The organism is Haloarcula montana, from assembly GCF_035666295.1.
Lineage (GTDB): Archaea > Halobacteriota > Halobacteria > Halobacteriales > Haloarculaceae > Haloarcula > Haloarcula montana.
Genome location: NZ_CP142027.1, coordinates 2,524,147 through 2,546,398 on the forward strand (window position 1 = coordinate 2,524,147; position 22,252 = coordinate 2,546,398).

Sequence of the window (22,252 nt, forward strand, 5' to 3'; positions counted from 1 at the left end):
GTCGCTCCCCCGTTCCATCACATATGGGCTTTGGTAGCTACGATGAATCCGAACAGAAGGACCAGGACGTCGACGCGGACGACAGCGAGGGCGTCGCTGTCCACGAGAACGATCACGACGGCGACGTCTCCTTCGAGACGGAGGCCTCGACCTCCGACCTCGTCGACAAGCTCGGCGAGATGAAAGACGAAGACGACTAACCGGCCGATCCGACCACCGGCCTCGGACCGATCGCAGTTTCTTGCGGACGGACACACCACTCGAAGTGACCGATCTCTCAGGCGTTCAGCGTCTCTGCCAGGTCACCGTTCTCGTCGAGCTGTTCGAGAATGTCGCTGCCGCCGACGAACTCACCGTCGACGAACGTCTGGGGGATGGTCTCGCGACCGCTGTACTCCGACAGCGACTCGCGAAACGCCTCCGTGGCCTGGAGGACGTTGACGGTCGCGACGTCCTCGTGGTGTTGCTGGATAAGTCCCAGCGCCTTCCGGGAGTAGCCACACTGTGGCATCAGCGCCGTCCCCTTCATGAACAGCGCGACCTCGTTGTCCTCGATGGTCTCCTGGACAGTCGATTCGACTTCTGCCGGCGAGAGTTCCTCGGGTTCGAACGACATGGCAGGGTCTACCGTCTCGGCGGGCAAATGGGTATCGGCGTCAGTTCGCGTCGGCGGGTGTCTCGGTCGTCAACTCGATCGCGTGGATCTCCGTGGTCAGATGCTCGCCCAAGGCGTCGTGGACGAGTTGGTGCTGGTCGACCAGGGACTTCCCTTCGAAGGCAGGCGAGACGACTTCGACGGCGTAGTGTTTGTCGTCGTCGGGATCACGCGGTGTGGTCACGGTCGCTACCGCCTCCGGAATCTCTCCCTCGATGAGGGCCTTGACTTGGCTTTCGTCCATGTCTTCGTCCAAGCCCCGGGCGGGGAAAACGGTTGCTGGCTCACTCCGGCGGGTGAAGCGTCACCTCGGTAGCCTCGTAGTCCTCCAGAAACGCTCCCAGGCCGCCGACAGTTACCGTCCCGTCGCCGGTATCGAGAGTGAGGGAGTTCTCCATCCCGAACCCCCCGCTTCTCGGTTCGACGAAACTCTGTGTCACGCCGACGACGTCCCCGGTGAGCGACGACGGTGCGTCGTCGGTCCCGGTCGGACGGGCGGATACGTCCGCCCGGATCGGCGTCCCCTTGCGGGTGTAGAGGGCCGCGTCGTAGATCGACGCGCGAAACCCACGGTAGGTCCGGGGGAGCGACGACGGTCGGCGGAGCGTGAGTTCCTCCGAGGCTGACCAGATCGTCCCGAGGAACGCACTCTCGACGGCGATCGAGACAGACTGGTTGTGGAAGCTGATCGCCTCCGCGTCGCCGTGTTCCCAATCCAGTAGCGAGGACGGCGAGATGATCCCGGTCGACTGATCGACCGTGAGATAGACCGTCATCCCGCGTTCCCAGGACTTGACGACTGTCGCGACCCGTTCGAGCACCGACGCCGGGAGGTCGGCGGTCGATCCCGCGACGGCGAGCAACACGAGCGCCCCGCGATCGACGGCGTCGGCGAGTGCGTCGGCGATCTCCGGTAACACCTCCGCGGGCACCGTGATGAATATCTCTGACTCCCCGTTGTCGATGAACTTCCGGAACCGGTCGTACAGCGTCTGGCGCGAGCGGACGACCGACAGCGCGTCGAACGCTTCGGAGGGCTGTTCGTACCGTCGGTCGACCGCCGAGATGGTTTCGCGCATCGCCTCGACGCGGTCGCCCAGCACCGTCTCCGGTGGCTGTGCCCGGATCGTCGTCGGAGATTGGTGTCGGTCCACTCTGACGACACCGTGCTGTTCGAGCGTGTCGGCGATGTCGTAGACGTAACTCGTCGATACGTCGGCTGCGGTCGCGATCGTCGAGGGCGTTGCCTTCCCACGTTCGACGACAGCGAGATAGACGTTCGCTTCCGTCTCCGAGAACCCGAACTGCTGAAGCCGCTCCACGAGTTCGGAATCGCTGGGCATGACCCGTTTTACATACTGACTCTCATAAGCGTTATCGGCCGCGTGGATTGGATTACTTTCTGATATTGAGATAGAGACCGAAAATATTCGGAAATATTAAAAAATATATTCCAGTTTTTTCGCCTAGAAGTAGGCAAATGTTTTTCATTGCCCGCCAAATTATCTATTATTGATGGTGGACAATACTGACGATCGAACTGACGACGGCACACGAACGACGACACGGCGGGGGTTCATGCGGGGGACTGGTGCCCTCGCGACGGCGGCACTACTGGGCGCTGGTGGCACGGCCAGCGCCGAACACGGCGGTGAACCGGATCTGGCCGCGCTCGTCGACCAGATGGAACTCGAAGAGAAGGTCCAACGGACTCGCGGGGGGTCCGGCGGGCCGAGCGGAATCGCGGGATACCTTCCGGGAATCCCGCGGCTCGACGTTCCGGAGATGGGGATGGCCGACGGACCGCCGGGCGCCTCGCTCGGGTCGCCAACGACGGATTTCCCCCACCCGATCAGCGCTGCCGCGACGTTCGACCCGGACTTCGCGACCCGGCAGGGACGCGCCATCGCACGTGAGGCCAAGTCCGGCGACGTGACCATCTTGCTCGCGCCCTCGATGGACATGTTCCGTATCCCGCTGCACGCGCGGGCCGGCGAGACCTACGGCGAGGACCCATACCTCGCCAGTGAGCTAGCACGGGAGTACACCGTCGGGGTCCAGTCGGAGGGCGTCGTCGCGACACTGAAACACTTCGCCGCGTACAACCAGACGAGCACGACCGGATCGGTGAACGACTACTTCTCGCCGTCCGAACACGACGTTATCGCCGACGAACGGACGCTCCGGGAGATATACCTCCCGCCGTTCCGCGAGGCGATCACCGAAGGCGATGCGGGGGCCGTGATGCCGGCGTACAATCGGGTCAACGGGATCTTCTGCTCGGAACACGACGACCTGCTCGACGATATCCTCAGAGACGACTGGGAGTTCGACGGGATGGTCATTTCGGACTGGGGGGGCACACACAGTACGGTCCACGCGTCGGTCAACGGGCTGGATGTCGAGATGCCCTCGGGGAACTACTTCGGTAGCACACTGGCCGATGCCGTCGAGAACGACCGTATCGACGAGGAGACGGTCGTCGACGAGATGGTCCGACATGGGCTCCAGGCCCAACACGACGTCGGCGCACTCTCGGGCGATCGGCTCGGTAGCGAGCCTGCGCGCGGGACGGACGAACACTTCAGCCTCGCCCAAGAGATGGCTGCGGAGGGTTCCGTCCTGCTGCAAAACGACACCGACGCGTTGCCGCTGGGCGACGAGACGAGCGAGATCGCTATCGTCGGCCCCGACCCCACGTCGTTCAAACAGAGCGTCGGCGGGAGCGACTCGATCACGGCGATTCGTCGGGTCGCTCTCCACCAGGGGATCGAGGAGATATCCGGGGATACGACGGTCAATACAGTCGCCACGCGGCGTCCCGAAACGGTCGGTCCGGACGAGGTCCGGCCCACTGACGATGTCGGCAGCGGGTTCACCGCCGAGTACTTCGACAACGCCGACTGGTCGGGCAAGCCCGTCCGGACGCGGACCGAGGAGACCGTCGAACTCACGCAGTCCGATCTGGACTCCCTCGACAGCGACACCGTCTCCGTCCGGTGGAGTGGAACGCTCGTCCCCTCGGAGTCCGGGACCGTCGCCCTGGAACTCACCAGCCAGGGCAGTGGCCGGGTCGTCGTCGACGGAGAGCCGGTCATCCGCAGCGAAGGCGGCGGCTTCATCGGACCCAAGACCGAGGAGGCCACGCTGGAACTCCAGTCGGGGACGGAGTACGAGATCGTCGTCGAAGCCGCCGGGTCGCCGCCGGTCACGCTGGAGTGGACGACGCCGTCGGTCATCGACGACGCCGCAGCGGCCGCGGCCGACGCGGACGCCACGATCGTCCTCGCACAGACCGACACCTTCTACGGCGACGATCGACACGAGTTCGGACTTCCCGGAAACCAGAACGCGGTGATCGACGCCGTCGCCGCCGAATCGGACAACAGCGTGGTCCTGCTCAACACGGAGGCACCCGTCGCGATGCCGTGGGTCGAGGACGTCGACGCGATCATGGCGGTGTGGTTCCCCGGCCAGGAGGGCGGGACCGCGGTCGCGAACCTCCTGTTCGGGGAGCGAACCCCCTCGGGAAAGAGTCCGGTTACGTTCGCCGAGTCGCTCTCCGACTATCTCCCCGGCGAGGTCGAGAGCCTGCCCGACGATGGGCGGGCGTATCCCGGGGTCAGCGGGACCGTCCACTACGACGAGGGGGTGTTCGTCGGCTACCGGCACTTCGACGAAGCCGACATCGACCCGCTGTTCCCCTTCGGTCACGGGGAGTCGTACACCTCCTTCGAGTACAGTTCGGTCAGGGTGACGCCGTCGTCAGTCGAGGGCGGCGACAGCGTCACCGTCCGCGTCGACATTCAGAACGCGGGCGACCGCAACGGCCAGGAGGCCGTCCAGGTCTACGCGGCACCACAGGACCCGACCGTCGAACGCCCGCCGAAGGAACTCGCCGGCGTTCAGAAGCTCTCGATCGCGGCGGGCGAGACCGAGACTGCCGAGATCACGGTCGACGCCGACGCTTTCCGGTACTGGGACCCCGATACCGAACAGTGGACCCTCGACACCGGACAGTACGATCTCCTGGTCGGTGCTTCCTCACGTGACATCCGTGGGGAAACAACTATCCAGGTCCGGGACGTGAACGGTCAGTAGACTCGTTCGGAGCGGTTCTCGGTCCTGGTACGTGGCTACCGGCAGCTACGACACGACGATCCTCGCGGTCGGACTCGCGAGCGCGAAGCTGCCGCTGGCAGCAGCGATGGGACGCGGAAGGGTGGTCCGCTTAGCCCAACAACTGCTGGTGAGTCGGCTTCATACAGCGGTCCTGGACGACACGGAGCCCGGCCGCCTCGGCGCGCTCGACGGCGTCGTCGTCGTGGATGCCTAACTGCAGCCAGACGACCCCGATGTCGTCCCGGTCCAGCACCTCGTCGACGATTCCGCTGACCTCCTCACTGGGCCGGAACACGTCGACGATGTCGATCTCACCCGGTACGCCGGCCAGCGAGTCGTAGGCCTCCCGGCCGAAGATCTCGTCAGCGAAGGGGTTGACGGGGACGACGTCGTACCCCTGCTCGATGAGGTATTTCGGGATCTCGTGGGCGTCCTTGCCCGGCGTCGTCGAACAGCCTACGACGGCCACGCGATCCAGTTCGAGTATCTCCCGGAGTCCTGCTTCGTCAGTGATTGGCATACCTCGGTGTACGGTAGTGGAGCGTAAAACAGATGTGGCGGTTTGCCATCCGTACCGGACACCGACGTAACCGAACGAGCTACCGGCTATCGTCGTCCTCGGGCGGGCGAAGGTGTTGTTGCCCCCACTCCGCCATCGACGTGATGACCGGTTCCAGGGACATACCGCGGTCGGTCAGGGAGTACTGGACCCGGAACGGCTGTTCGTTGACGACCGTCCGGTCGACGAGGCCGTTCTCCTGGAGGTCTTCGAGACTGTCCGAGAGTACCTTCGAGGAGATGCCGTCGACCTCCGTCTTCAGTTCGTTGAACCCCGAGGGTCCCGAATTCAGTAGCCGATGGATGATGACCGGATGCCACTTCTTTCCGATGAGTGTCGCGGTCGTCGTGATCGGACACCAGTCCTCGCCGGCACACCACATTTCGAGCTGCTCCGGTGTGTCGCTCATACGAGCGGTCTCGGCGGCCAGCGCCATGTAGTTACGTGTCGTACGTCGCTTCGACGCTGTACCCGATACGTGTCGTCTCTCCTCGATGGACCGGCCGGGACGAAGAACGGGTTCCACTCCGACGGACCCGGACCCGTGGATCAGGTGCTTACCCGGGGGTAACTCAACAGTTACGTGTGGGGCCGCCGACAGCTCTCGTATGTCGGACCCGTTCGTAGTCGTCGGCGGTGACGCCGCCGGCCTGAGCGCCGCCAGTAAGTTCGCCCGGGAGCGTCCCGACGGGGACGTGATCGTCTACGAGAAAGGGCGGTGGATCTCCTACGCTCACTGCGGGACACCGTACTACGTGAAAGGCGAGGTCGAACACGTCACGGATCTCCTGTCGCTCTCTCCGGCGGATGTCGAGGATCGGGGGATCGATCTCCGGCGGAACCACGAGGTCGTCGCCGTCGATACCGACGACCGGACCGTCACCGTTGTCAACGACGGCGACCGCTCTGTCCAGTCCTACAGCGACCTCCTCGTCGCGACGGGCGCACGCGCGGTCAGCGATCCGATCGACGGGAGTTCGCTCGACGGCGTGTTCACGCTCCACGGGATCGACGCCGCGTGTGCGATCAGGGCCGCTCTTGGGGAGCCGGGCACCGATCCGGTCGACACCAGTGTCGAGGCCGTCGACCGCGAGACGGTCGAGCGATACACCGCCTGGGAACCGCCCGAGACGGTCGCGGTCGTCGGCGGCGGCTACGTCGGTATCGAGATGGCCGAAGCCTTCCGGGCACACGGACTGGAGACACACGTCTTCCAGCGGTCCGGCCACCTCATCCCGCCGTTCGGTGAGGCAGCGGGCCAGCGGGTGGCCGAGCACGTCCGCGAGCAAGGCGTCACGCTCCACACCGACTGTGCCGTCGAGGAGTTGGCCGGTGACGATCGGGTCGAGACTGTCGTCCACGAGGACGGTCGGCTGGCTGTCGATCTGGTGTTGGTCGGTATCGGCATCCGACCCAACACCGAACTGCTCTCGGGGACGCCCGTCGAACTCGGCGAGTCCGGGGCCGTCGCGACCGACGACCACGGCCGGACGACCGTCGAGGGCGTCTACGCAGCCGGCGACTGCGCGGAGGCCCGTCACGCAGTGACCGGCGAGTCGGCATGGGTTCCGCTGGGACTGACGGCGAACCGTGCGGGACGTGCTATCGGCCAGACCGTCGCCGGGACCCCGAGTCCGGTCGGGGATATCGCCGGAACGGCCGTCGTCAAAGCATTCGACATGGAGTGTGGGCGGGTCGGGATCATCGACCACGACGCGGCCGAAGCCGCAGGGTTCGACCCCGTCTCGGAGACGATCACGGCCGGCTCACGGTCGGGCTACTACCCCGGCGGCGACGAGACGACGGTGACGCTGACCGCGGACCGTGACAGCGCGCGCGTCCTCGGCGGTGCGATATCGGGGCGGGATCGGGCGGCGATCCGGATCGACACGCTGGCGACTGCTATCGAGCGCGACACGACGGTCGCGCAACTCGAACAGTTGGATCTGGCCTACGCACCGCCCTTCAGCCCGGTGTGGGACCCGGTCTTGGTCGCCGCCAAGGTGTTGAACGGCAGACTGGAGTGAGTGACGGTCGGACACTCCGTCCGGGCACTACCACGCCGCTTCGAGAATCGCCTCGATGTCCGCCTGTGTCGGTTCGAGACCGTTCGGCGCGTTCCTGACGAAGACGTCGTCGAGGATCGCTCTGGCGACGGCCGGAAACTCGCTCCGATCCGGACCGTCGACATCACGGAGTCGGGTTGGGAGCGACAGCGCGCCTGCAACCTCCTCGACGGCACCGATGACCGCTTCGGCGCTGTCGTCGGCGTCCCCAACGCCCAGCGCGTCGGCCAACAGTTCCCGGCGACCGTCGACGGCGTCCAAGAGGTACCGGAGGACGTGTGGTGCGACGACCGCGTGTGCGGCGCCCTGCTGGACCGGATAGGTCCGGGTGAGGCCGTGCCCGAACGCGTGGATCAGCGAGAGGGTGGTCACCCCGGGCCGGGAAATCCCGTACTGGACGAGCATGATTCCCTGTGTCAGCGCCTGATACACCCACTCCTCGACATCTGTTTCACCAGCCGTCGAGCCGAGCGCAAGTAGCCCGCGCTGAAGGAGGTCGAGTCCCCGGCTAGCGGTCGCGTCGGTCACCGGTGTCGCGGTGCTGGCGTACAGCGTCTCGATCCCTTTGTCGAAGCCGTTCATCGCCGACCCAGCGAGGACAGTCTGCGGTGTCGTCGCGATCAGTGAGGGATCGTACCAGACTGCCGCGGGCATCAGTCCACGAGCGGAGATCCCGCCGCTGACGAGGCTGTCGACCGGACACGTGGCCGGATCGGCAGTGAGGCCGGCGACCTGCGTGAGGTCCGCCCCGGCCAGCGTCGTCGGGACCGCCACGATCGGAGGCAGGCCCGATTCGGGAACGCTGATGGTCCCGGTTTCGGCGAATTCAGCGCCGATCTCCGCCGGGGACGCGTCGCTGGCGACGAGCACGGCGGTGACTTTCGCCAGGTCCAGGCTGCTGCCGCCCCCGACAGCGACGATGCTGTCCGCGCCGCTCTCCGTGAACGCCCGATATGCGTCGATGGCGGTCCCGAGCCGCTTCTCCGGCGTCGTCCCGGCGAAGAGTTCCGTCAGGTGCGTATCGAGGCCACGCCTGATCGGGTCCATGACTGCCGGGGTCGAACCGACGGTCTCACCACAGACGACCAGTGCACGCTCAGAGTCGTGGGCGGTGAGTTCGGCGTCCAAGTCGCCGAGGCCTTCGGGGTCGTACCGCAGGACGGCGCTCTCGTAGTCGAACCGGAACGGCTCCCCGAGGCGGTCGAAGTCGGCCGACATCGGTCCTCAGTCCCCCTCCCCGAGCAGCTCCGCTAGCTGCTCGACACTCGGCTTCGCCGTCCGGTCGGGATTTGCCAATACCGTCACTGTCTCGGTGCCCAGCGGTCGGAACGACAGATCGAGCTTGTCGGCCGTCGACGCGAGTCCGAGGCCCGCGTCGGCAGCGCCGGAACGCACCCGACGTGGGGGACTCTCGTGGGCCTTCGTCGTCAGTTCGTAGCCGTCGATTGCGCTCCTGACCGCTGCTGGCTCCTCCCCGCGGTCCGCTGCCAGTGCGTCCAGAGCCCCGTCGAAGCTCGCACGCAGGCCCGAGCCGCGCTCTCTGTTGACGAACGTGGCTTCTCCATCGACGAGGTCGGCGAGTCCGGAGACTGACGCCTCGGGAGCCACGACGAGGCCCCACTCCCGCTCCCAGGAACCCAGGACCGTCGCGTCTTCGGGGACGGCCTCGGGACCGCTGACGACCACGACATCGGGGACGCCGTCCGCCAGGCGACGAGTCGCTTCGCGGGTTCCCACGGGGAGATACCGTGGCCGTTCCAGACGATCGAGGAGTCCCGACAGCGTCGGATCGTCTTCACCGACCCCCAACAGCGTCGGCGGACGGACTGACGGGGAGAACAGTGTGACGGTGACGCGCTCGTCGGCGGCCAGGTACTCCGTGTCGGCGTCGGCAGTCACGGTCCCGTCGGCCTCGACGAGACTCGTCGTCGCGCCGCTGCCCTTGTCGACCGGGTACACCAGCGTCTCGCCCGCCGGCGTCTCGACCAGTCCGACGGGGACCAACCGGTGGCGTCCCTCCTGACTGCGCTCCCGGACGGCCATCGTCCCGGTGACCGTCGCCGTCCGGGGCTCGGCCAGCCCGGCCGCCGAACGCAGACGCGGTGCGACGAACGTCCGGAAGATGGTCAGTGCCGACACCGGATACCCCGGGAGACCGACGTACGCTGCGTCCCCGATAGTTCCGACGAGCATCGGCTTCCCGGGTTTGATCGCGACCCCGTGGAGACGGAGGTCGCCGCGCTCCTCGATGACACGATAGATCACGTCGACGGCACTGGCGCTCGTCGATCCCGAGGAGAGCACGAGGTCACACTCGTCCGCGGCCTCGTGGAGCAACCGCTCCATCTCCGCGAAGTCGTCGCCGGCGTGGGGATAGACGACCGGCTCACCGCCGGCCTCCTCGACGCCGGCCGCGACGGTGTAACTGTTGACGTCGTAGATCTCTCCCACGGTACTGTCGACGGTCTCACCCGGACGGACGAGTTCGTCGCCGGTCGAGATGATCCCGACCCGCGGGCGGCCACGGACCGGTACCGCGTCGACGCCCAGCGCCGACAGCAGTCCGATCTCGCGAGCAGTGAGTTCAGTACCAGGACCGAGCGCACGCGCGCCGGCCGCGATGTCCGCCCCGGCGACCATCACGTTCTCGCCCGGCGTGACCGCCGTCCGTACGGCGACGCCGTTGCCTGTCTCGTCGGTCCGCTCGACGACCACGACGGCGTCGGCCCCCGGCGGCATCACAGCACCGGTCGATATCTCGGCGGCCGTCCCCTCCTGGACAGTGACCGCTGGCTCCTCCCCGGCGTGGACGGTCCCGGCCACGGGGAGCTCGACCGGATCGGCCTCGCTCGCACCGATCGTATCGCTCGCCTGCACTGCGTAGCCATCCATACTCGCCCGATCGAAGCCGGGGACGTCGAGTGTCGCGTCGACGCGCTCGGCGAGGACCCGTCCCCGTGCCTCCGATAGCGGGACCGTCTCCGGTTCGGGATCGATCGATAAGTTCTCGACGACCTCGCGTGCGCGCTCGGGCGAAGCTAGATCGCGGAACTCCCGACGGTCGCTCATCGCGACCACTCCCAGTGTTCGACCGTGACCGTCTCTCCCTCGGCGTAGCCCTCCGTCGACTCCGGGACGACGACCCAGCCGTCCGCGAGCGCGACACTGGAGAGGACGCCCGCGCCGCCGCTCCGGACCGGGGTCGCGGTCGATCCCTCGTCAGTCTCGTCGAGGGTTACACGGGCGTAGCTCCGTGTCCCGGGTTCGCTCGTGATCTTCCGTGTCAGCCGCGCTGTCGTCGTCGGCGGTCCGCGAACCGGCATGTGACCGGCCCGCTTGAGTGCCGGCCGGAGGAACTGGACGGCGGTGACGATACAGGCGACTGGATAGCCCGGAAGGTTCAGAACCGGCGTCCCGTCGACGACGCCCAGTGCGACCGGGTGGCCGGGCTTCAGTGCGACACCGTGGACGATCACGTCGCCGAGGCCGTCGACGACTTCCGGAAGGAGGTCGCGTTCGCCGACGGAGGACCCGCCGGTCGTCACCACGATGTCGTGATCGGTGTCCCGGCTGATCGCCGCCCGGAGCGTGTCGAGGTCGTCGGTGACGATCTCCCTGTCGGTCGCGACGCCGCCCCAGCGCTCGACGTACTGTGCGACGGTCTGTCCGTTCGTCTCGACGATCTCGCCGGGTTCGGGGTCGGTCTGGACGAGTTCTTCGCCCGTCGGGATCACGCTCACGCGCGGTCGTTCGTAGACCGCCACGTCGTCGTAGCCGGTCCCTTTCACCAGCCCCAGATCCGACGGGCGGAGTTGTGTCCCCTCGTCGTAGAGCTGCTGGCCGGCTTCGATGTCTTCGCCGACTGGACCGACGTTGGTACCGCTCGCGACCGGACTGAACACGTCGATGTCCCCGTCACGTTGGTCCGTCTCTTCGACTTTGATTACGGCATCGGCACCGTCCGGGAGGACGCTCCCGGTGTGGACTCTGGTAGCCTGTCCGGTGCCGGGCTGCTCCCCGACCGTGAGCCGTACCGGGGACCGCTCGCTTGCGTTGTGGGTATCGGTCGCTCTGAGCGCGTAACCGTCCATCGCCGCCCGCGCGTAGTGTGGGATCGGACGGTCCGCATCGATCCCGGTCGCCAGTACCCGCTCGTCGGCCTGTCGCACGGGGACCCGTTCGGTTCGGGAGAGTGGAGTTATCTCCCCGTGAAACGCCGTTCGTGCCGCCTCGACGCGGGTCTTCTGTTTGAAGCCCGCAGTCCGCCGATCCTCGTCGTGCATACCCGTCTCTGCGGGACCCAGATACAAACGCTCTCGGGACCGTCGTGTATTCGTTGACGGTGGCATGGGCGACGACCCCATCTGTCGGCGCTGTGGCCGGCGGGACTCATCGACACACGGACTCGTCACTGCTGTCTGGACTCGACGCCATCGGTACCCGGAACACGGCTCGCTCGAGCTACACGCCCTTCTCGTGGATTCCGACCGTTTCTCACGAGTTCTGGTATCGGCTACACCATTGCATTTGTGCAAGTAACAACCGATACACAAACTGTCCTTGGTGTGGTAACACGTAGCGAGACACTACTATAAGCCCTCGTGTTTTATCTCTTCGCATCCATGCGTAAACAGGAACTCATCCACCTGCACAGCCTTCTTGCACAGGTACAGGTCCACTACGAAGAAGAGAGCGAAACCGAGGTCCAGCACGACGAGTACGCCACACTGGGTGTCAAGCCGACATCGATCCACAAGTCCAAGACGGACCACAAGGACGCCGTGTTTGCTCTCGCCGACGGAATCATCAACGATATGGCAGCCGAAAGCGACGAGACCCGGACTCTGGCCGCCGACTGAGCGCTTCTCGCGGGCCATCCACTCATTCACTTCGCCGAGAGCGTGAGCTCTATGGACACCGTTCGGCATGGGACTCGTTATCGGGACTCTCAGTCGACTTATACGGTAGGCCCCCCTATCATTGGTATGAGCGAAACTTCTGGGCGACGGAACCTCCGGATGCCCTCGACAGACGAGCTGTTCGCAGTCGTAACCGAACACAACGGCGGCAACCACGTCAGAATCCAGTGCGAAGACGGTGAGAACCGTATGGGTCGGATTCCTGGCCGGATGAAGTTCCGGACCTGGATCAACGAGGGCGACATCGTGATCGCCGAACCGTGGGACTGGCAGGACGAGAAGGCAAACATCGAGTGGCGCTACGAAGGGCAAGACGCCGATCAGCTCCGCGCCGAAGGCCACATCGACTCCCTGACTGCATAATCGGACCGCGGTTCTCACTGTTTTCTCACCGGCGAGCGATAGCTCCGTTCACCGTCCCGGAAACCGACCCGCTGGTGCGCCCGCGGATTCGGGCGCACTCCGGTCGGCTATTGACCGCTCAATAGGGCCAGACGGGACACCACTCGCCTTCGCATTCCGACGAGTGGTATAATAGATATTATATTACCGGGAGACAAAACGCCGCTGTCTTGCGATTCGGTGTGTGACGGAGTCACGTCACGCATGTGCTGTGTGGGGTCGACTCAGGGCGGCTCCGAGACGAGTCATTTATATGTACCCCTCCCATCGGATGGAATGCGAAGGTCGCACCGGGGCGCCCGGGGCGACACGGTCCGTGGTCACTCTCGGACCGCTCGCAGAGAGCACCACGCGTTCGCCTCGCGAACGCGACCGCTCTCGAAAGTATGAGGATCCCACCCCTGCGGTCCGCCGTCAAGATGGGATCTGATGTGAGCCCACGGACCCATACAGTCAACACTGGATTCTTCCAGTGTGTTACGCTTCCGACGGAGTGATACCACACTCATACGTTGCATCGCGCAACGCCCGCCGCTGACTCAGTCAGCACATTCCGGTTGATCCTGCCGGAGGCCATTGCTATCGGAGTCCGATTTAGCCATGCTAGTCGCGCGGGTTTAGACCCGCGGCATATAGCTCAGTAACACGTGGCCAAACTACCCTACAGACCGCCATAACCTCGGGAAACTGAGGCTAATAGCGGATACAGCTCTCATGTTGGAGTTACAGAGAGCTGGAAACGTTCCGGCGCTGTAGGATGTGGCTGCGGCCGATTAGGTAGATGGTGGGGTAACGGCCCACCATGCCCATAATCGGTACAGGTTGTGACAGCAAGAGCCTGGAGACGGTATCTGAGACAAGATACCGGGCCCTACGGGGCGCAGCAGGCGCGAAACCTTTACACTGCACGACAGTGCGATAAGGGGACTCCGAGTGCGAGGGCATATAGCCCTCGCTTTTCTGAACCCTAGGGTGGTTCAGGAACAAGGACTGGGCAAGACCGGTGCCAGCCGCCGCGGTAATACCGGCAGTCCGAGTGATGGCCGATATTATTGGGCCTAAAGCGTCCGTAGCCTGCTGTGTAAGTCCGTTGGGAAATCGACGCGCTCAACGCGTCGGCGTCCAGCGGAAACTACACGGCTTGGGGCCGAGAGACTTGACGGGTACGTCCGGGGTAGGAGTGAAATCCTGTAATCCTGGACGGACCACCAATGGCGAAAGCACGTCAAGAGACCGGACCCGACGGTGAGGGACGAAAGCTAGGGTCTCGAACCGGATTAGATACCCGGGTAGTCCTAGCTGTAAACGATGCTTGCTAGGTATGTCACGCGCCATGAGCGCGTGATGTGCCGTAGTGAAGACGATAAGCAAGCCGCCTGGGAAGTACGTCCGCAAGGATGAAACTTAAAGGAATTGGCGGGGGAGCACCACAACCGGAGGAGCCTGCGGTTTAATTGGACTCAACGCCGGAAATCTCACCGGTCCCGACAGTAGTAATGACGGTCAGGTTGACGACTTTACCCGACGCTACTGAGAGGAGGTGCATGGCCGCCGTCAGCTCGTACCGTGAGGCGTCCTGTTAAGTCAGGCAACGAGCGAGACCCGCATCCGTAGTTGCCAGCGATACCCCTGAGGTAGTCGGGTACACTACGGAGACTGCCGCTGCTAAAGCGGAGGAAGGAACGGGCAACGGTAGGTCAGTATGCCCCGAATGGACCGGGCAACACGCGGGCTACAATGGTCAGGACAGTGGGATGCCACGCCGAGAGGCGGAGCTAATCTCCAAACCTGGTCGTAGTTCGGATTGCGGGCTGAAACTCGCCCGCATGAAGCTGGATTCGGTAGTAATCGCGTGTCATAAGCGCGCGGTGAATACGTCCCTGCTCCTTGCACACACCGCCCGTCAAAGCACCCGAGTGGGGTCCGGATGAGGCCTGGATACCCAGGTCAAATCTGGGCTCCGCAAGGGGGCTTAAGTCGTAACAAGGTAGCCGTAGAGGAATCTGCGGCTGGATCACCTCCTACAGAACGGGACTGGGGCTTTGCCCCAGCCCACTTAGTTGGTGGCTTTGCCACCACTTGTCGGCAAGCGCCGACTGTATGGGCCCGCTGGGCTCACGAGACCTATCCGAGGCGGATACCCCTCGCGGGGTGTCGGGTGCAACTCCCGACAGGTCCGTACGACGTGCCGGGTTCGAACCGTGCCCCTTAAGTGGGACACAGTGTTCGAACGTGGTACGACGACTGATGCACCAATCCGGGTGAAACCGCGATTGGGAAGGGTCGATTCGCCTACCATCTCCACCTTGGGGGCGAGTATGAAACCGTGTGTACGTGCGATCCAGGCGTCCACTGGACTCGTTCAGTTCTAACTAACGAGTCACAACGACGTTGGCTACTATGCCAGCTGATGGATAGCTCGGCTTGAGAGCTGAAGAAGGACGTGCCAAGCTGCGATAAGCCTGAGGGAGCCGCACGGAGGCGAAGAACTCAGGATCTCCGAATGAGAATCTCTTCAACAATTGCTTCGCGCAATGAGGAACCCCGAGAACTGAAACATCTCAGTATCGGGAGGAACAGAAAACGCAACGTGATGTCGTCAGTAACCGCGAGTGAACGCGATACAGCCCAAACCGAAGCCCTCACGGGCAATGTGGTGTGTGGGCCGACACGCAGCATCCGACCATCTCACAGAAGTCCCTTGGAACAGGGCGTGATACAGGGTGACAACCCCGTACGTGAGATCATTACGATGTGCGTCGGTTCCAGAGTAGCGGGGGTTGGAAATCCCTCGCGAATCTCGCAGGCATCGACTGCGAAGGCTAAACACTCCTCAAGACCGATAGCGGACAAGTAGTGTGAACGAACGCTGCAAAGTATCCTCCGAAGGGAGGTGAAATAGAGCTTGAACCCAGTTGGCGATCGAGCGATAGGGCATACAAGGTCCGATGACGAATGACCGAGACGCGAGTCTCCAGTAAGACTCACCGGAAGCCGATGTTCTATCGTACGTTTTGAAAAACGAGCCAGGGAGTGTGTCTGTATGGCGAGTCTAACCGGAGCATCCGGGGAGGCACAGGGAAACCGACATGGCCGCAGCTTACGCGAGGGCCGCCGTCTTCAAGGGCGGGGAGCCACACGGACACGACCCGAATCCGGACGATCTACGCATGGACAAGGTGAAGCGTGCCGAAAGGCACGTGGAAGCCTGTTAGAGTTGGTGTCCTACAATACCCTCTCGTGATCTATGTGTAGGGGTGAAAGGCCCATCGAGTCCGGCAACAGCTGGTTCCAATCGAAACATGTCGAAGCATGACCTTCACCGAGGTAGTCGGTGGGGTAGAGCGACCGATTGGCGTGCTCCACTCCGAGAGGAGTGGACGCGCCTGTCAAACTCCAAACCCACTGACGCTGTTGACGTGAGGATTCCGGTGCGCGGGGTAAGCCTGTGTACCAGGAGGGGAACAACCCAGAGATAGGTTAAGGTCCCCAAGTGTGGATTAAGTGTAATCCTCTGAAGGTGGTCTCGAGCCCTAGACAGCCGGGAGGTGAGCTTAGAAGCAGCTACCCTCTAAGAAAAGCGTAACAGCTTACCGGCCGAGGTTTGAGGCGCCCAAAATGATCGGGACTCAAATCCACCACCGAGACCTGTCCGTGCCTTTCACAAGGCAATCGAGTAGATTGGCGCTCTCATTGGATGGAAGCGGGGGTGAGAACTCCTGTGGACCGATGAGTGACGAAAATCCTGGCCATAGTAGCAGCGATAGTCGGGTGTGAACCCCGACGGCCTAATGGATAAGGGTTCCTCAGCACTGCTGATCAGCTGAGGGTTAGCCGGTCCTAAGTCATCCCGTAATTCGACGATGACAACATGGGAAACGGGTTAATATTCCCGTGCCACCACACAGTGAAACCGACGCCCTGGGGTCGACCACGCTGGGCTTTCGCCCAGTCGAACCGTCAAACTCCGTGGAAGCCGTAATGGCACGAAGCGGACGAACGGCGGGATAGAGAAATGTGGTTCAACCTGGGGCCCGTGAAAAGGGAGTGTGGTGTCCGTACCGAGAACCGACACAGGTGTCCATGGCGGCGAAAGCCAAGGCCTGTCGGGATCAACCGACGTTAGGGAATTCGGCAAGTTAGTCCCGTAAGTTCGCGATAAGGGATACCTGCTCGGGAAACGAGCAGGTCGCAGTGACTCGGAAGCTCGGACTGTCTAGTAACAACACAGGTGACTGCAAATCCGCAAGGACTCGTACAGTCACTGAATCCTGCCCAGTGCGGGTATCTGAACACCTCGTACAAGAGGACGAAGGACCCGTCAACGGCGGGGGTAACTATGACCCTCTTAAGGTAGCGTAGTACCTTGCCGCATCAGTAGCGGCTTGCATGAATGGATTAACCAGAGCTTCACTGTCCCAACGTTGGGCCCGGTGAACTGTACATTCCAGTGCGGAGTCTGGAGACACCCAGGGGGAAGCGAAGACCCTATGGAGCTTTACTGCAGGCTGTCGCTGGGACGTGGTCGCCGATGTGCAGCATAGGTAGGAGACACTACACAGGTACTTGCGCTAGCAAGCCACCGAGTCAACAGTGAAATACTACCCGTCGGTGACTGCGACCCTCACTCCGGGAGGAGGACACCGGTAGCCGGGCAGTTTGACTGGGGCGGTACGCGCTCGAAAAGATATCGAGCGCGCCCTAAGATCATCTCAGCCGGGACAGAGACCCGGCGAAGAGTGCAAGAGCAAAAGATGATTTGACAGTGTTCTTCCTAACGAGGAACGCTGACGCGAAAGCGTGGTCTAGCGAACCAATTAGCCTGCTTGATGCGGGCAATTGATGACAGAAAAGCTACCCTAGGGATAACAGAGTCGTCACTCGCAAGAGCACATATCGACCGAGTGGCTTGCTACCTCGATGTCGGTTCCCTCCATCCTGCCCGTGCAGAAGCGGGCAAGGGTGAGGTTGTTCGCCTATTAAAGGAGGTCGTGAGCTGGGTTTAGACCGTCGTGAGACAGGTCGGCTGCTATCTACTGGGTGTGTTATGGTGTCTGACAGGAACGATCGTATAGTACGAGAGGAACTACGATTGGTGGCCACTGGTGTACCGGTTGTTCGAGAGAGCACCGCCGGGCAGCCACGCCACACGGGGTAAGAGCTGAACGCATCTAAGCTCGAAACCCACCTGGAAAAGAGACACCGCAGAGAGTCCCCGTAGAAGACGGGGTAGATAGACTCGGGGTGTACGCGTCGAGGTAACGAGACGTTGAGCCCGCGAGCACTAATCACTCGAAGCCATAATCATACGCACTGTGACTCGAAAGTCACCAATCGTTGGTAGACTGAACGAGTCCAGGCGCAATCTGGATCGCACGGACACACAAGATCGACCCCGACCGACAGTGGTATTCCATCGTGGTTCGACTCCACGAGTCGGCGTTAGGCGGCCATAGCGGTGAGGTTGCCTCCCGTACCCATCCCGAACACGGAAGATAAGCTCACCAGCGTTCCGGGGAGTACTGGAGTGCGCGAGCCTCTGGGAAACGCGGTTCGCCGCCACCATTCATACCTATTCATGACCCACCGAAGAGAGTCATCGCTCTCGACGGTGGGTTTTTTGTCGTTTTTCGTGGAGTGGCAACGCTCCTTCTGAGAGACACACGGGACGCTACTGGATTCGGCCGAGGACAAACGCTCGAAGTCGCGTTGGAAGCGCGGTCGTCGATTACCCGTCGTACTCGACGGTCAGCTGAACGTCCCGTGCCGATCGGCCGATCTCGACAGTGTGTGGACCGTCGTCGACGACCCATCCATCGTCGGGATCGTAGTAGGAGTGTGCGAGTTCGTCGAGCGACAGCGACAGCGATCGCGATTCGCCGGCGTCGAGTTCGATCGACTCGAAGGCGGCCAGCTCTCGGGGTGGCCGTTCGACGGGCGAGGCCGGGGGTCGCACGTACGCCTGGACGACCTCGCGTCCGGGTCGGTCCGACGTGTTCTCGACGGTAACTTCGATACCGTCGTCAGTTTCGGTCGCGGTTCGGTACTCGAAGGTCGCGTAGGAGTGGCCGTGGCCGAACGGATAGGTGGGAGCGGTGTCGGTCCGGTCGAAGTGGCGGTAGCCGACGAAGACCCCTTCGTCGTAGTGGGCCGAGCCGTCGATGCCCGGGAACTGCCGCTTGTCGGTCGCCGGATAGTCCTCGGCTGGCGCGAACGTCACGGGGAGACGGCCGCCGGGGTCGGAATCGCCGTAGAGGACCGCCGCGGCTGCGTCGCCGTCGGCCTGTCCGGGATACCACGCTTCGAGGATCGCGGCGACGTCGTCGCGCCAGGGCATCTCGACGGGGCCGCCTGAGCGGACGACGACGACCGTCCGATCGTTGGCGGCCGCGACGGCCTCGATCAGTTCGTCCTGTTGACCGGGGAGCGACAGCGAATCTCGGTCTTTCCCCTCGGTCGTCGTGTCGCGGACGAACACCACGGCTACGTCGGCTGCCGCGGCCGCTTCGACGGCGGTGTCCATGGAGCGGTCGTGGTCCTCGTCGTTCCAGTCGCCCTCGTCGTGGCCGCCTTCGACGAACGGGAGCAAATCGAACAGCGAGACGCTCTCGATCTCCGGAATCCCGTGGGCGACGGTGACAGTACCGTCGGCCCGTTCCGAGAGGCCCTCGGCAGGGGTCGTCGCCTCGAACGGTGTCGTCTCGGAGGAGCCACCGCCACCGAGTTTCGGTTCGGTGACGTGTGGGCCGATGACCGCGATGTCCGTACCGTCCGCAAGTGGCAGGACGCCGTCGTTCTCCAAGAGGACGGTTCCACGAGTCGCCACGCGGGTCGCGAGGGCACGGTGGGCGGGCGTATCGAGTGCGCCGTCGGCACGCACGGAACCGTCACCAAGCAGGCCGGTCCGGGCCATCCCGCCGAGGACGCGTCGGACCATGTCGTCGAGACGGTCTGGCGGAACGGCCCCCTTGTCGATCGCTGCCGATAGCGGCTTACCGAACAGACCGGCGTGGGTCGCGTCGGGGATGCCGTCGGGCCAATCGAACTCGTCGAGCGAGCCGTCGTCGTTGCTGGTCTCCGTATCGAGTGCGACGCCGGGCATCTCCAGATCGAGACCGGCGGTCGCGGCGCCGACGGTGGTCGCCAGCCCGTACCAGTCCGAGACGACGTAGCCGTCGAATCCCCATTCGTCTTTCAGGACGTCGCCGACGAGTTCGGCGTGGTCGCTCATGTAGCTCCCGTTGACCCTGTTGTAGGCGGTCATTACCGATCCGACACCGGCGTCGACGGCTGCCCGGAACGGCGGCAAATACAACTCACGGAGTGTGCGTTCGTCGACCTCCGCACTGACGCTCGTGCGCGCGGACTCCTGATTGTTGGCGACGAAGTGTTTGACTGTCGCGAGGACGCCGGTGGATTCGATCCCGGAGACGAGTGCGGCACCGACATCTCCCGCGAGGACGGGATCTTCGGAGAGATATTCGAAGTTCCGGCCACACTGTGGCACCCGGACGATGTTCACGCCGGGCGCGAGCAGGACGTCCTGCCCGAGTGCGGTCGCCTCACGGGCCATCGCCCGTCCCTGGTCGTGCCCGAGGTCCGGATCGAACGAGGCAGCGGTCGCGATCGAGGCCGGAAACGCCGTCGCACGCTTGCCCTCCGCACGGACGCCCAGTGGTCCGTCGACGAGGCGGAACGGCGGGATATCCAGACGGTCGACACCGGCGAGATAGCCCGTCGCCGTCCCTTCGGGGTCGACAGTCCCACAGACGAGCGAGAGCTTTTCGCTCCGGGTGAGATCCGATACGAGTGCGTCGATATCGCGAGACGACTCCATTAGCCGCGGTTCGGACTGCTGTGGAATAACAGTTCTGTCGGGCGGCAGCTTCACCCGGCTGGACGGCATAGCGGGGGGTATGGCTGCCGACAGCCCGCAGCTCCCATCGGAGACAGCAGTCGGTCGGGTTGCCCTCACCGTGACAGACTGTGACCGAGCCACGGAGTTCTACACCGAGACGGTCGGGTTGGCCGTCCGAACACGGGACGACGACCGCGTCGTCCTCGGTGACGGTGAGACGCCACTGCTCGAACTCCACGCGGACCCCGACGCCCCCGAGCGAGGGGCAAACGAGACCGGGTTGTACCACTTCGCCGTTCGGGTCCCGTCACGGACGGCGTTGGGAGCTGCACTCGAACGGATCGAACGGACGGCACGGCTCGACGGGGCGTCGGACCACCACGTGAGCGAAGCGTTGTATCTCACCGACCCCGAGGGAAACGGTGTCGAGATCTACCGTGACCGTCCGCGAACACAGTGGGAGGAACACGACGACGGGACCGTCCGGATGGGTACCGATCGGTTGGATCGCGCGGGCGTCGAGGGTGCGAGCGACGGCGCTTCTTCGGTCCCCGTCGGAACAGATATCGGACACGTTCACCTCGAAGTCGCCGACCTCGACGCGACGCGGTCGTTCTACGCCGATGGCCTCGGGATGACTCTCCGCGCGACCGCACCCGGGGCCTGTTTTTTCGCGGCCGGATCGTATCACCACCACGTCGGAGCCAACGTCTGGCACGCGCGGTCGGGGCCGGGCGAGGGCCGCGGGGTCGCGTGGTACGAACTCCGTGTTCCCGAGGGGGCGCTTGAGGAGGTCCGTCGACGGCTCTCCGAGTCCGGATACGACAGCGAGTCCGCCGGAGAGGGGTTCGTGACGACCGATCCCGCTGGGATACGGGTCCGGATACAGCCGTCCCGATAGCGGTGCTGAAGTACGTCGAGTGACTACTGGGGGTATGGAGAGAGACGACTGGTTCTGTACGGTAGACGGCGCGGTCTCGGGAGGGCGACGATGAGCGGTCCACACCAGGGCCAACAGCTCGTGACGGCGGGGACAGCACTGTCGGACGCGCAAGCGGCGGCCGTCCTGGTCCACGGCCGGGGCGCGACGGCTCGGAGCATCGTCCAGATGGGACTCGATGTCCACGAAGAGGGGCTCGCGCTCCTGGCGCCACAGGCCGCCGGGAACACCTGGTATCCCAACTCCTTCCTGGCATCCGTCGAGGACAACGAACCGGGCCGTAGCTCCGGGCTCCAGGCGGTCGAGGACGCGGTCGACCAAGCGGTCGACGCCGGTATCCCGCGCGAGTCGGTGCTCGTCGGCGGCTTCTCACAGGGCGCCTGTCTGGCAAGCGAGTACGTCGCCAGGAACCCACGTCGGTACGGTGGCTTGGCGGCTCTGAGCGGTGGGCTGATCGGTGAGACGGTCGATCCCGACTCCTACGACGGTGAGATCGAAGGGACGCCGGTGTTCATCGGCTGTAGCGACGTCGACCCGCATATCCCGATCGAACGGGTCCACGCGACAACCGAGACGTTCGAACTGCTCGGCGGCGATGTCGACGAGCGCATCTACGAGGGAATGGGCCACGGCGTCAACCAGGACGAACTCGACGCTGTCGCCGATCTCGTCGGGAACGTACTGGCGACGTAGGTTACCAGCCCCTTACCGCGAGATTTTGTGTCTGCCGG

Annotated in this window: 16 protein-coding genes and 3 rRNA genes; 10 read left to right on the plus strand and 9 right to left on the minus strand. The window is 63.9% G+C overall.

The window, feature by feature from the left end; genetic code table 11:
- Positions 1 to 23 precede the first annotated feature (23 nt).
- Positions 24 to 200 carry a DUF5786 family protein gene (locus tag VJ109_RS13380; RefSeq protein ID WP_276222133.1) on the plus strand — a complete coding sequence of 59 codons (177 nt, stop codon included), beginning with the start codon at positions 24 to 26 and terminating at the stop codon, positions 198 to 200.
- A gap of 77 nt (positions 201 to 277) precedes the next feature.
- Here the strand turns inward: VJ109_RS13380 and VJ109_RS13385 are convergent, their stop codons facing one another.
- Genes VJ109_RS13385 through VJ109_RS13395 form a run of 3 tightly spaced genes read right to left on the minus strand, consistent with a single transcriptional unit; the run spans position 278 to position 1,998 of the window.
- Positions 278 to 616 carry a glutaredoxin family protein gene (locus tag VJ109_RS13385; protein WP_324757385.1) on the minus strand — a complete coding sequence of 113 codons (339 nt, stop codon included), beginning with the start codon at positions 614 to 616 and terminating at the stop codon, positions 278 to 280.
- 40 nt (positions 617 to 656) lie between these two features.
- Positions 657 to 899 carry a BolA family protein gene (locus VJ109_RS13390; RefSeq protein ID WP_324757387.1) on the minus strand — a complete coding sequence of 81 codons (243 nt, stop codon included), beginning with the start codon at positions 897 to 899 and terminating at the stop codon, positions 657 to 659.
- 40 nt (positions 900 to 939) lie between these two features.
- The gene (locus VJ109_RS13395; RefSeq protein ID WP_324757389.1) at positions 940 to 1,998 is read right to left on the minus strand and encodes a TrmB family transcriptional regulator; all 1,059 of its coding nucleotides are present in this window, start codon (positions 1,996 to 1,998) and stop codon (positions 940 to 942) included.
- A gap of 172 nt (positions 1,999 to 2,170) precedes the next feature.
- Between VJ109_RS13395 and VJ109_RS13400 the strand changes: the two genes are divergently transcribed.
- A complete protein-coding gene (locus tag VJ109_RS13400; RefSeq protein WP_324757391.1) occupies positions 2,171 to 4,756 on the plus strand; it encodes a glycoside hydrolase family 3 protein in 2,586 nt (861 codons plus the stop codon).
- A 130-nt stretch (positions 4,757 to 4,886) separates the two neighbouring features.
- Here the strand turns inward: VJ109_RS13400 and VJ109_RS13405 are convergent, their stop codons facing one another.
- Entirely contained in the window at positions 4,887 to 5,297 is a 411-nt protein-coding gene (locus tag VJ109_RS13405) for a CoA-binding protein (protein ID WP_324757393.1), read from the minus strand.
- A gap of 79 nt (positions 5,298 to 5,376) precedes the next feature.
- Positions 5,377 to 5,745, minus strand: coding sequence for a winged helix-turn-helix transcriptional regulator (locus VJ109_RS13410; protein ID WP_324757394.1), 369 nt, complete (start codon positions 5,743 to 5,745; stop codon positions 5,377 to 5,379).
- A 199-nt stretch (positions 5,746 to 5,944) separates the two neighbouring features.
- Here VJ109_RS13410 and VJ109_RS13415 point away from each other — a divergent pair, with 199 nt between their 5' ends.
- Complete coding sequence (locus VJ109_RS13415; RefSeq protein WP_324757396.1) at positions 5,945 to 7,363, plus strand: FAD-dependent oxidoreductase; 1,419 nt, start codon at positions 5,945 to 5,947, stop codon at positions 7,361 to 7,363.
- 27 nt (positions 7,364 to 7,390) lie between these two features.
- Here the strand turns inward: VJ109_RS13415 and VJ109_RS13420 are convergent, their stop codons facing one another.
- The 3 genes from VJ109_RS13420 to VJ109_RS13430 are packed head-to-tail and all read right to left on the minus strand — an operon-like array spanning position 7,391 to position 11,685.
- A complete protein-coding gene (locus tag VJ109_RS13420) occupies positions 7,391 to 8,620 on the minus strand; it encodes an iron-containing alcohol dehydrogenase family protein (RefSeq protein WP_324757397.1) in 1,230 nt (409 codons plus the stop codon).
- A 6-nt stretch (positions 8,621 to 8,626) separates the two neighbouring features.
- Positions 8,627 to 10,471, minus strand: a complete 1,845-nt coding sequence (locus VJ109_RS13425; protein WP_324757398.1) for a molybdopterin biosynthesis protein — start codon at positions 10,469 to 10,471, stop codon at positions 8,627 to 8,629.
- The gene (locus VJ109_RS13430) at positions 10,468 to 11,685 is read right to left on the minus strand and encodes a molybdopterin molybdotransferase MoeA (RefSeq protein WP_324757399.1); all 1,218 of its coding nucleotides are present in this window, start codon (positions 11,683 to 11,685) and stop codon (positions 10,468 to 10,470) included. Before VJ109_RS13430 ends, VJ109_RS13425 begins: the two co-directional genes overlap by 4 nt.
- A gap of 339 nt (positions 11,686 to 12,024) precedes the next feature.
- On the opposite strand from VJ109_RS13430, the gene VJ109_RS13435 reads away from it, so the two are divergent.
- The 5 genes from VJ109_RS13435 to rrf all read left to right on the plus strand — a co-directional run bounded on the left by VJ109_RS13435 (position 12,025) and on the right by rrf (position 18,288).
- Entirely contained in the window at positions 12,025 to 12,261 is a 237-nt protein-coding gene (locus VJ109_RS13435) for a UPF0058 family protein (RefSeq protein ID WP_276222104.1), read from the plus strand.
- Between the two features lie 126 nt (positions 12,262 to 12,387).
- Positions 12,388 to 12,684 carry a translation initiation factor eIF-1A gene (locus VJ109_RS13440; RefSeq protein ID WP_324757401.1) on the plus strand — a complete coding sequence of 99 codons (297 nt, stop codon included), beginning with the start codon at positions 12,388 to 12,390 and terminating at the stop codon, positions 12,682 to 12,684.
- 589 nt (positions 12,685 to 13,273) lie between these two features.
- A 16S ribosomal RNA gene (locus VJ109_RS13445) occupies positions 13,274 to 14,746 on the plus strand.
- 363 nt (positions 14,747 to 15,109) lie between these two features.
- Positions 15,110 to 18,030, plus strand: a 23S ribosomal RNA gene (locus VJ109_RS13450).
- Between the two features lie 135 nt (positions 18,031 to 18,165).
- Positions 18,166 to 18,288, plus strand: a 5S ribosomal RNA gene (gene rrf / locus VJ109_RS13455).
- Together the 16S, 23S and 5S rRNA genes form the textbook arrangement of a ribosomal RNA operon.
- 163 nt (positions 18,289 to 18,451) lie before the next feature.
- On the opposite strand, the gene VJ109_RS13460 is transcribed toward rrf, so the two are convergent.
- Complete coding sequence (locus VJ109_RS13460) at positions 18,452 to 20,560, minus strand: beta-glucosidase family protein (protein WP_324757403.1); 2,109 nt, start codon at positions 20,558 to 20,560, stop codon at positions 18,452 to 18,454.
- 79 nt (positions 20,561 to 20,639) lie between these two features.
- Between VJ109_RS13460 and VJ109_RS13465 the strand changes: the two genes are divergently transcribed.
- Both VJ109_RS13465 and VJ109_RS13470 read left to right on the plus strand, forming a co-directional pair.
- Positions 20,640 to 21,482: a VOC family protein gene (locus tag VJ109_RS13465; protein ID WP_324757405.1), complete on the plus strand. Its 843-nt coding sequence runs from the start codon at positions 20,640 to 20,642 to the stop codon at positions 21,480 to 21,482.
- Positions 21,483 to 21,572: 90 nt separating this feature from the next.
- On the plus strand, positions 21,573 to 22,214 hold the full coding sequence (locus tag VJ109_RS13470) for an alpha/beta hydrolase (RefSeq protein WP_324757406.1): 642 nt from the start codon (positions 21,573 to 21,575) through the stop codon (positions 22,212 to 22,214).
- Positions 22,215 to 22,252 lie beyond the last annotated feature (38 nt).